The following is an 11,335-nucleotide window of genomic DNA, read 5'->3' as shown; positions in this document are numbered from 1 at the left end:
GTTCACCCCCGGTTATTTTGATCGAGTATCGAGGTAATTTTTTTTGCAAATCCAATATCTGTTATGCCAATAGCCACTCTTCCCGTTTTACCTATTGCATGGGATAGAATTTCTCTACTTTCGGCATAAACGTAAGGAATATTATAATAATGACATTTATCAGTTAACTTTTTCTTTGTGTTTTCAGAAATATCACTTGCTAGTAGTAAAAGTTTTATTTTTTTCTTTTGAATGTCTTTAACTATAGATTCCTCTCCAACAGTACATTTTCCAGCACGGAAGGCTAACCCGATCATGTTTAAATATGATTTATTCACCTTTAACACCTTCAACGTGTTTCAGTAAATCATCGTATACTGACTGTTCTACTTTTGTATTCAAATGGTGTGATAAGATATCCTTGGCAGCTGCTTTTTTAATTACGTCTGCATCTTTTGATACGTAAGCTCCTCTACCATTTTTCTTACCTGTAACGTCAACAAAAACTTCTCCCTCTTTATTACGAACTACACGAATTAGTTCCTTTTTAGGCTTCATTTCGTTCGTTACAACACATTTACGTAATGGTATTTTCTTTGCCATCGAAATGAACCTCCTTATTCAGGTATTTCGTCCAAATCAGAATAAGAATCATCCAAATCTAGGTTGTTTTCTTCAATGGTTCCATCGGCAATTGCATCTGATTCGCTCTTAATGTCTATTTTCCAACCAGTTAATTTAGCAGCCAATCTTGCGTTTTGACCTTTCTTACCGATTGCAAGGGACAATTGATAGTCTGGAACTACTACAGTAGTAGCTTTTTCTTCCTCGTCCACAAGTACAGTGATTACTTTTGCCGGACTTAGTGCATTCGAAATATACACGACTGGATCTTCAGACCATTCCACGATATCAATTTTTTCGCCATTCAGTTCATTGACAATTGCTTGTACTCTCTGCCCACGCTGCCCTACACAAGAGCCAACTGGATCAATTTCAGGGTCTTCTGCATATACAGAGATTTTGGAACGATCACCAGCTTCTCGAGCGACCGATTTAATTTCTACTACTCCATCATAAATTTCAGGTACTTCCATCTCAAATAAACGTTTTAAAAGGTTCGGATGAGTGCGAGAAACATAGATATGTGGACCCTTATTTGTGCTTTCCACTTTTGTTAGTATTACTTTAATTCGTTCATGAACTTCGTAATTTTCATTAGGCATTAGCTCATTTAAAGGAAGACGACCTTCCGCTTTCCCTAAATCAACATAAATGTAACGATTATCTTTTCTTTGGATTATGCCTGTCATTACGTCTTCTACACGGTCAATAAAATCATTAAAAATAACACCGCGTTCTGCTTCTCGAACTCTTTGTGTAACAACTTGTTTTGCAGCCTGAGCAGCAATTCTACCAAAATCTTTAGGAGTTACTTCCATTTCTACTATATCTCCTACTTCATAATTCGGATCGATTTTAGTAGCTTCCTCAATAGAAATTTCTTGCTGAGAATCTTCTACTTCGTCTACTATTTTTTTACGAGCCAGCACTTGCATCGTACCTTTTTCTTCATTCAGTTCGACACGTACATTTGTTTTTGACTTAAAATTCTTCTTATATGCAGATATTAATGCCGCTTCTAATGCGTCTATTAACACATCCTTATCAATACCTTTTTCCTTCTCTAAATATTGAATAGCATCAAAGAGCTCGCTTTTCAACGTAAATCCTCCTTTGGAACGTAGGAAAGTTCATGTTATGAACCCTCCATCGATAATTTTCATTTAAAAACTAACAGCTAGTCTTGCCTTTGCGATTTGATTGTAAGGAATTGGAACAACCTTTTTCCTCGTTTTGATTGTTACTTCTAATTCTGCAACTCCATTTTCGAATGATGTTAGGATGCCTTCGAACTCCTTTAGACCATCTATAGGTTGATAGAGCTTAACATAGACATTCTTCCCGATGCTCTTTGCGAATGCTTCTTCGTTTTTTAACGGTCGCTCTACTCCTGGAGAAGAAACCTCTAAATAATATGGATCTGTAATGGGTTCTACTTCATCTAATTTTTCACTCAATTGCTCACTGACGATACCACATTCTTCAATATCAATACCACCGTCTTTATCTACATAAACGCGCAGGAACCAGTTTTTACCCTCTTTTACAAATTCGATATCAACAAGCTCCAAATTCATCTCATTTACGATAGGCTTTACGAGTTCTTCTGTTATTTCGGTTACTTTTTTTCCCATAGTCATCACTCCTTTATGCCCTAAAAAGATGTATATGTACGTTAAAATTCCCCGCTTTGAAGCAGGGAATTACACGTAAGACAGATGAGCAAAACGCCACCATTGGCATTTTTTAGTTACAACGTTGTAAAATGACAGAATAACGTAGTTAAAGTGAGCTAAAGCTATATCTATCCCATCAAACAAAAAAGGATTTTTAGTATAAGATAAAAACGAAAGAGTGGGTTTCCCCACTCTCTTCTTAGTACGTATCCTTTGTTTAACCATTAAAAATATACCATAAATATAGCTTTATTGCAAATCTTTTCCTAACGATTCGTACTTGACAACTGATTTTAGAATAAAGACAGCTGATTAGCCTCCGGTAGTCCTTCTAAGCATCCTTGTGAATCTAAATATTCCAATACCGTTTTTGAAATACGACTACGTTCTCTTAAATCCTCTTTGGATAGGAACTCCCCTTCTTCACGAGCCTTCACGATGTTGATAGCGGCGTTTGTACCTAATCCATCTATTGCATTAAATGGCGGAATTAGTGTATTGCCATCCACAATAAATTCTGTTGCAGAGGAGCGATACAAGTCTACCTTTTGGAAAGCGAATCCACGTTCACACATTTCTAAAGCAATTTCCAATACGGTTAATAAACTTTTTTCTTTCGGTGACGCATCGTTCCCTTTCGCGTTTATTTCTTCAATTCGCTTTCGAATCGCATTGCTTCCTTTTACCATCGTTTCTAATTCATAATCACTTGCACGAACGGTAAAATATGCAGCATAGAAATAAATAGGGTAGTGTACTTTAAAATATGCTATCCGAATTGCCATTAATACATATGCTGCAGCGTGAGCTTTCGGGAACATATATTTAATCTTTTTACATGACTCCACATACCAATCCGGTACATCATGCTTTTTCATTTCAACAATCCATTCGTCCTGAAGACCTTTTCCTTTACGTACAGACTCCATGATTTTAAATGCTAGTGATGCATCCAATCCTTTATGCATTAAATACACCATGATATCATCACGACAACCAATTACGTCTGGCAGCTGACAAATACCTTGGTTAATAAGTTCCTGAGCATTTCCCAGCCAAACATCCGTACCATGTGATAAACCTGAGATGATTACTAACTCGGCAAAGGTAGATGGTTTTGTATCTTCTAACATTTGTCGAACGAATCGAGTACCAAACTCTGGAACGCCTAAAGTTCCCGTTTTACACATAATTTGTTCTGGGGTAACCCCAATTGATTCTGTTCCCGAGAAGATTTTCATTACTTCTTCGTCTGATGTTGGTACATCTTTTGGATCAATTCCAGTCAAATCTTGTAGCATACGAATTACGGTCGGATCATCGTGCCCAAGAATATCTAGCTTCAATAGGTTATCGTGAATGGAATGGAAATCAAAGTGGGTTGTGCGCCATTCTGAATTTCTATCATCAGCTGGATACTGTATCGGTGTAAAATCATATATATCCCGGTCGTCAGGTACTACGATAATACCACCAGGGTGTTGTCCTGTAGTTCTTTTAACCCCTGTACATCCTTGTACAAGTCGATCCACTTCTGTGCCACGAAAGACAATATTATTATCAGACCCATATCCCTTTACATAACCATAAGCTGTTTTTTCAGCTACAGTACCAATTGTTCCGGCACGATATACATTGTCTTCACCGAACAAAACTTTTGTATAGTTATGAGCTCTCGGTTGATAGTCACCAGAGAAGTTTAAGTCGATATCTGGTACTTTGTCCCCTTTAAATCCTAAGAACGTTTCAAACGGAATATCCTGCCCATCACGCTTATACGAATGTCCACATTTCGGGCAGTCTTTTTCTGGTAAGTCAAAACCAGATGCAATTGAGCCATCCGTGAAGAATTCAGAATGTTTACATTCCGGACAAACGTAATGTGGTGGAAGTGGATTTACCTCTGTAATTTCTGTCATTGTTGCTACCAATGAAGAACCAACCGAACCACGAGAACCTACAAGATACCCATCATCTAAGGATTTTTTAACAAGCTTATGAGAAATTAAGTAAATAACCGCAAACCCATGACCGATAATACTGTTTAATTCTTTATCCAGGCGTTTTACTACTATTTCTGGAATTTCATCACCATATATACTTCTTGCCATCCCATAGCTCATCTGGCGAATTTCATCTTCTGCTCCATCGATGTTCGGTGTATACAAGTCCTCTTTAATTGGTTTGACATCATCAATCCAATCTGAAACAAGCTGTGTATTGTGAACAACAACTTCTTTTGCCTTTTCCTCTCCAAGAAAAGCAAATTCTTCTAGCATTTCATCTGTTGTTCTAAAATGAACATCCGGTTGCAATTGGCGATTTAGGGGATTTGCAGCCTGTGATGCAATTAATATTTTACGGTAAATTTTTTCATGCTGATCAACATAATGGGTATTTCCAGTAGCGACAACCGGTTTCTCTAACTTCTCACCTAGTTCTACTAGGTTTTTAATAATATCTTTTAAATCGTGATGATCTCTTACTAATTCCTTTTCAATTAAATGCTCATAATTAGCGGGTGGTTGGATTTCGATATAGTCATAAAATGCTGCTACTTTTTCAGCCTCTTCTTTAGACTTTTGCATCATCGTTTCGAAAAGTTCCCCTTTATCACAGCCTGAACCTACAATAATACCTTCTCTTAGCTTTTGTAGCATAGATCGTGGTATTCTCGGCACCCGATAAAAGTAGTCGATATGTGCGTGTGAAATAAGCTTGTACAGGTTTTTAAGGCCAACTGCATCCTTCGCCAGTAAAATGACATGAAAAGGTCTGGAACGTTGATATGCATTCCCTTCTCCCATGTTGTCATTTAATTGATTATGATTCACAATACCTTTTTCCAAACAATCTTTAATCAATTTCCAGAGAAGATATCCCGTTGCTTCTGCATCGTAAATAGCACGGTGATGCTGCACTAATTCAATATTTAAATGCTTACATAATGTATTTAATCGGTGATTCTTTAAATTCGGGAATAAAAATCTTGCCAATTCTAGTGTATCAATAACAGGATTATCCGCTTCTGCTCTACCAATTTTCTTTAATCCTGCATTTAAAAATCCCATATCAAAACTCGCATTATGCGCAACTAATATCGAATCCCCCATCCATTGATAGAAATTCTCTAGTACTTCATCAACTTCAGGAGCATCCCTTACCATCTCATCTGTAATACCAGTTAGCTCTGTAGTTGTATCGCTTAATGGATGATGCGGGTTGGCAAAAGACTCAAAGCGGTCGATAATTTCTCCGTTTTTTATTTTTACTGCTGCTAATTCAATAATCGTGTCGTAAATAGCGGAAAGCCCTGTTGTTTCGACGTCAAATACAACATACTCTCCCTCTTCTAAAGAGCGGTCTTGTTGATTATATGCAATAGGCACACCATCATCTACAACATTCGCCTCAACCCCATAAAGGATTTTTATTCCATGTTTTTTCCCTGCAGCATAAGCTTCTGGGAACGATTGAGCAACAGCGTGATCGGTAATAGCAATTGCAGGGTGGCCCCATTTAGCAGCTCTCTCAATTAATCGAGAAGCAGAAACTGGAGCATCCATTTGGCTCATCATTGTATGTGCGTGCAATTCCACTCGCTTTTCATCTTCTGGTGCCAAATCTTGTCTTGTTTCCACTTTCACTTCATTAACATCTTTTGCCATCATCGTTAACTCATTAGAGAAAGTATCCGTTTGTACACTACCTCTTACCTTTACCCACATACCTTTTTTAAGTTGTTTAAACTTTTCCGTATCTTGGTCCCCATTGGAGAACATTTTAAATTGTAAAGAGCTTGTATAGTCTGTAACCTTCGCCATTAATAAATGACGTCCTGAACGAAGCTCACGAATTTCCACATTAAAGATGTATCCTTGAATTGTCATTCTACGTTCTTCTTCAAGGATTTCTTCCATTCGAACTGGTTCGTCTTGGATTGGATAACCTAGCATGAATGGACCTTCTTGTACCTCTTCCGCTTCTTTTCTAGCTCGCTCTTCCTTTTCTTTCACTGCTTTTTGAATAAATAATTGGTCCTCTTGCTTTCGTTGTTCCACAAATCTTTTCATATCTTCATCAGATTGTTTTACATCACACTCAATCACAAAAGGATTTGTACCAATTTGCAAGCAAAAATCTTTCAATGGCTGCTCTAATCTCTTCTTTATGCTACTAGCCTCAGCTTCATTGCGTGTTACGATGTTTAATTTTTGACCGGCAAGCTTTGGTGTTTGTTGTTGCAAAATATTCACATATGCAGGAGAAAGACTAGGAATGGAACTTAAGAAGCATTGCCAATATCCTGCTAAATAATCTGGATGAAATTGCTTATTTTCTGTTTCAAAAATAAAATCAACAGAAGCAATATGGGCAAATGCATCACGTAGTTTTACATGAAACACTTGAAATGCATCTGGAGGTAAAACCTCTGGGATTTCAAATGTGAATTTCCACTTTTTCTCTTGCTTCCATACGGCAAGTTTCTTAATCGAAGCAGTAGAGAAGTATTTAGATACAAGTTCCTCTGAAAGTTGTATTTGTTCTAGTAAAATTTGCATTTTTTCTCTATTTGAAACACTCACCAATAATCCTCTCCTAAAGAAAACTTTGCTAACGCTCCCTTAAACGTTTAGCGTTTCGTACTCTCTTTACTATCTATTCTACAACGAAATGGTCTATTCGTAATAGTAAAATCAATTGAATCTATATTCTTAATGCTTAAATACTATCCAATACGAATTTTACACTCCAAAATTGTTTTAGCACATTACCCAAATGAAATGGACCTAATGCATGGAGTATCCCTTTATTTTAACACGACAAACCCTTGCCTGTAAGTATAGACAAGGGTTTAATTAATGTTTTAATTATCTAATAGTTTTAGGGTTGTAAAAAGGATTGTACAAAATTCAGTATCTCCGTTTCGTGAACTTCTTGTTGTTCTCCGGATTGACGATCCTTTACTTCTACGATGCCTTGATCTGCAAGTTTTCCAACTGTTACTCGTAATGGGATACCAATTAAATCACTGTCAGCAAATTTTACTCCTGCTCGTTCAGGTCGATCATCATATAAAACTTCAATGCCTGCTTTTTTCAATGTTTCATATAGGTTATCCGCAAGTTCTTTTTGCTCTTGTTTTTTCACATTTAAAGCTAATAAATGGACATGGAAAGGTGCAACCGCTTTTGGCCACGTAATCCCATTCTCATCGTTATACTGCTCCACAATAGCTGCAACAGTTCGGGATACCCCAATTCCATAACAGCCCATTATCATAGTGTTGGCTTTCCCGTTTTGATCCAAGTACGAAGCTTTCATTTTTTCAGAGTAGAACTTCCCTAGTTTGAATACATGTCCTACTTCGATTCCCTTAGCAAACTTAATGAAACCTTGTCCATCTGGAGATGGGTCCCCTTCCATAATAAAACGGAGGTCTGCATATTGACTAACATTGAAATCACGTTCTGGATTTACATTTATGTAATGATAGCCATCTTCATTGGCCCCACAAGATACATTCACTACATATTGAACTGCTGTATCCGCAACGACTTCCACATTTTCTCCTACACCAACTGGACCCAAGGAACCGAAACCAGCGTTCATAACTTCTTTCGTTTCTTCTTCTGAAGCTAATTCCACAACGCTTGCTCCATATAAGTTTTTCAGCTTCACATCGTTTACTTCATGGTCTCCACGAGTTACAACTAATACAAACTTTTCATCCACTTTAAACATGATGGACTTTAAGCCCTCTTTTAACGTGTGACCTAAAAAGTCAGCAACTTCTTGCATTGTTTTTTGATTAGGTGTCTCAACTTTTTGCAGTTCCTTTGGCTCTTCGCTGCTTTTCTCATAATTCATCACAACTGGCGCCATTTCAATATTTGCTGCATAATCGGAAGTATCTGAATATGCAATTGTATCTTCGCCAATTTCTGATAATACCATGAATTCATGCGTATCTTTTCCACCCATAGCACCAGAATCTGCAATAACCGCACGGAAGTCTAAACCGCATCTTCTAAAGATATTTTGGTAAGCTGTATACATTTTATTATACATGTCATCTAGACTTTCAGCAGAGTCATGAAACGAATAAGCATCTTTCATTAAAAACTCTCTGCCACGCAGTAATCCAAATCGCGGTCTCTTTTCATCTCTAAATTTGGACTGAATTTGATAAACGGCAAGTGGCAATTTTTTATAACTATTCACTTCATCACGTATAATACTTGTAATAACCTCTTCATGTGTTGCTCCTAACGCAAACTCTCGCATATGACGGTCATGCATACGCATTAGTTCCGGACCAAAGGTATTCCATCTACCAGTCTCCTGCCAAAGTTCGGCTGGTTGTAGAGCTGGCATAAACATTTCATTTGCACCGGCATTATCCATTTCCTCACGAACAATCTGTTCTACTTTACGAAGAACACGATTTCCAATTGGTAGAAAACTATATAAACCAGATGCAACTTGGCGAATAAACCCAGCCCGAACTAAAAGCTGGTGACTTTTTATTTCTGCATCAGATGGTATTTCTCTTAAAGTTGGCAAAAGCATATTACTTTGTCTCAAATTACTACACCTCAATTCTTCCATTACTATTGCATAAATAAGCGTTGAATATCATTCCAAGTAACAACAATCATTAATAACATTAATAACGCAAACCCTATAAAGTGAACGAGACCTTCTTTTTGAGGCTCTAATGGTTTGCCTCGAACAGCTTCAATTCCTAGGAATAGTAAGCGACCACCATCCAAAGCTGGGAGTGGTAGTAAATTAATAATACCAAGGTTAATGCTTAACATTGCAGTCCAAGTTAAAAAGCTATATAGGCCGCTTTTCACAAACTCATCGGTCGCGTCATAAATTCCAACTGGACCTGCTAAATTATCAATGGAAAGTTGACCCGTTACTAACTGACCAACACTTGTTAGAATAAACTTTGATAATTCATATGTTTGGGTAAAACCATAGGTTAAAACTTCACCAGGAGATTTTTCAAATGGTCGCATAACGCCAATTCGACCAAATTTCTCACCTTGTTCTTCCACTTGTTCTGGTGTTAAAGGAACAGTTAAGATTTCTCCATCTCGATCAATCGTAAGCTCAATTTCTTCATTCGGATGTTCCTGAACAGTTAGTACAAAATCTGTCCATGTATCCACATCTTCATTATCAACCTTAACCACAATATCTCCCTGCTTAAGTCCAGCTTCGGCTGCAGGATCACCTGGCGTCAGCTTTCCAAGCTCAGCTTCATCGACAGGAACACCTTGAATAAAGCCTAAAATAATAAAGATGATAATCGCTAATAAAAAGTTCATTAACGGACCAGCGAAAACTTGCAATGCCTTTTTCGGAACAGACTTAGAAGCAAATTGTCTATCATAAGGTGCAATTTGTGTTTCCTTTTCATCCATTACAAAATCGGCTTTCGGATCAACCTGGAACACCACTCGTTCCTCACTGTCCACGTCATACCCTTCAATTACTAAATCATGATCTAAATCCGCACGCTCTACTTCGATTACTCGAGCATTTGGATGTTTGGATTTATTATTAACGATGATTTTATTTACTAGGCCATTTTCTTTAAATTCTAATCCAACATGATGACCTGGTTTTAGTTCAATAATTTCTGGGTCTTCCCCTGCCACTCGTACGTAACCACCTGCCGGAATTAAGCGAATCGTATATAACGTTTCATTTTTTTTAAATGAAAACAATTTTGGTCCAAAGCCGATAGCAAACTCTCTTGCTAGCATTCCAGCTCGTTTTGCAAATATTAAATGTCCAAGTTCATGGACAAATACGAGTAGTCCAAACATAAAAATAAAAGCAATGATGGTATTCAAACAAAGCACCTACCTTTAGTTAACATAAGATTTTACCCGTCTCCTAGTTTCTTGGTCTATCTCTAAAATTGTTTCTAATTCAGGGTTATTAATAATTGTATGCTCATCCATAGCTTTTTGGATAAAATCTTCAATAGTTAAGAAAGAAATTTTCCCATCTAAAAATAATTGGACAGCAACTTCATTGGCAGCATTTAGTACAGTTGGCATAGTTCCACCTGCTCTACCTGCCTCATACGCCATTTTTAACGCTGGAAATCTTTCCGTACTAAGTTTTTCAAAATGCAATGTTCCGATTTCCATTAAGTTTAACCCTTTTCCTTTCGGGAATGCAAACCTAGAAGGATACGTTAGAGCATATTGAATTGGGATTCTCATATCCGGTGTACCTAGTTGAGCCATCACACTTAAATCTTGAAATTCTACCATCGAGTGAATGACACTTTCCTTATGAAGTAATACATCGATTTTGTCATACGGCATATTGAATAACCAATGTGCTTCAATTACTTCTAAGCCTTTGTTCATCATCGTAGCTGAATCAATCGTAATTTTAGCGCCCATAGACCAATTGGGATGTTGTAAAGCTTCTTTTAAGCTAACATTTTTAAGTTCTTCTCTAGTCTTATCTCGAAAACTTCCACCTGATGCAGTTATAATAATCCGTTTCGCTTCCTTCTTACTTTCGCCTTTTAAACATTGATGAATAGCTGCATGCTCACTATCGACTGGTAGCAATTCCACACCATACTTGTTTGCTTCCTTCATCACAAGATGGCCAGCTGTAACGAGCGTCTCTTTGTTTGCAAAAGCAATTCTTTTTTTCGCACGTATTGCGTCTATTGTCGGTTCTAAACCAACACTACCAAGTACCGCATTTACAACAATATCTACATCGGGATGGGTAACAATTTCCTTCATCCCTTCAATTCCTACATATACTGTTGCATGATATCGTAATTGTTGCTGTACGCTTTGCTTTATATCCTCGCTACCTACAACGATATATTTTGGTTGAAACTTCAAAATAATAGGTAGAGCTTTCTCGACATTTCTTCCAAAAGAAATCGCAAATAGTGAAAATTCTTCTTGATGTTCTTCAATTACGTCAATTGTTTGAATACCGATAGATCCTGTTGCTCCTAGAAGTGTAACGTTTTGCATATTCTTCTCTCCTATTTC

The 11,335-nt window shown here is 37.3% G+C and carries 8 protein-coding genes; all 8 read right to left on the bottom strand.

The features are described from left to right. Positions 1 to 2: 2 nt before the first annotated feature. The gene (locus tag C1A05_RS10830; protein ID WP_102028257.1) at positions 3 to 317 is read right to left on the bottom strand and encodes a YlxQ family RNA-binding protein; all 315 of its coding nucleotides are present in this window, start codon (positions 315 to 317) and stop codon (positions 3 to 5) included. Then, on the bottom strand, positions 310 to 588 hold the full coding sequence (gene rnpM, locus C1A05_RS10825; protein ID WP_102028256.1) for an RNase P modulator RnpM: 279 nt from the start codon (positions 586 to 588) through the stop codon (positions 310 to 312). The genes C1A05_RS10830 and rnpM overlap by 8 nt, the downstream gene beginning before the upstream one ends. Before the next feature lie 8 nt (positions 589 to 596). Then, positions 597 to 1,703, bottom strand: coding sequence for a transcription termination factor NusA (nusA, locus tag C1A05_RS10820; protein ID WP_102028255.1), 1,107 nt, complete (start codon positions 1,701 to 1,703; stop codon positions 597 to 599). 63 nt (positions 1,704 to 1,766) lie between these two features. Then, positions 1,767 to 2,237, bottom strand: a complete 471-nt coding sequence (gene rimP, locus C1A05_RS10815; RefSeq protein ID WP_102028254.1) for a ribosome maturation factor RimP — start codon at positions 2,235 to 2,237, stop codon at positions 1,767 to 1,769. Between the two features lie 335 nt (positions 2,238 to 2,572). Beyond that, the gene (locus C1A05_RS10810) at positions 2,573 to 6,865 is read right to left on the bottom strand and encodes a PolC-type DNA polymerase III (protein WP_102028253.1); all 4,293 of its coding nucleotides are present in this window, start codon (positions 6,863 to 6,865) and stop codon (positions 2,573 to 2,575) included. A gap of 298 nt (positions 6,866 to 7,163) precedes the next feature. Beyond that, the gene (locus C1A05_RS10805) at positions 7,164 to 8,867 is read right to left on the bottom strand and encodes a proline--tRNA ligase (RefSeq protein ID WP_102028252.1); all 1,704 of its coding nucleotides are present in this window, start codon (positions 8,865 to 8,867) and stop codon (positions 7,164 to 7,166) included. Between the two features lie 26 nt (positions 8,868 to 8,893). Beyond that, complete coding sequence (gene rseP, locus C1A05_RS10800) at positions 8,894 to 10,153, bottom strand: RIP metalloprotease RseP (protein WP_102028251.1); 1,260 nt, start codon at positions 10,151 to 10,153, stop codon at positions 8,894 to 8,896. Between the two features lie 15 nt (positions 10,154 to 10,168). After that, entirely contained in the window at positions 10,169 to 11,317 is a 1,149-nt protein-coding gene (gene dxr, locus C1A05_RS10795) for a 1-deoxy-D-xylulose-5-phosphate reductoisomerase (protein WP_102028250.1), read from the bottom strand. Positions 11,318 to 11,335: the final 18 nt, after the last annotated feature.

The sequence above is a fragment of the Salirhabdus sp. Marseille-P4669 genome (genome assembly GCF_900240405.1).
In the GTDB taxonomy this organism is placed as follows: domain Bacteria; phylum Bacillota; class Bacilli; order Bacillales; family Alkalibacillaceae; genus OEQK01.
Note: the sequence above shows the minus strand (reverse complement) of the source record. Positions and strands in the feature narration are given on the sequence as shown.

What these genes read in the sequence shown, in the direction of transcription:
- rimP (WP_102028254.1), bottom strand. Translation starts at nt 2,237, where the DNA reads ATGGGAAAAAAAGTAACCGAAATAACAGAAGAACTCGTAAAGCCTATC.
- dxr (WP_102028250.1), bottom strand. Translation starts at nt 11,317, where the DNA reads ATGCAAAACGTTACACTTCTAGGAGCAACAGGATCTATCGGTATTCAA.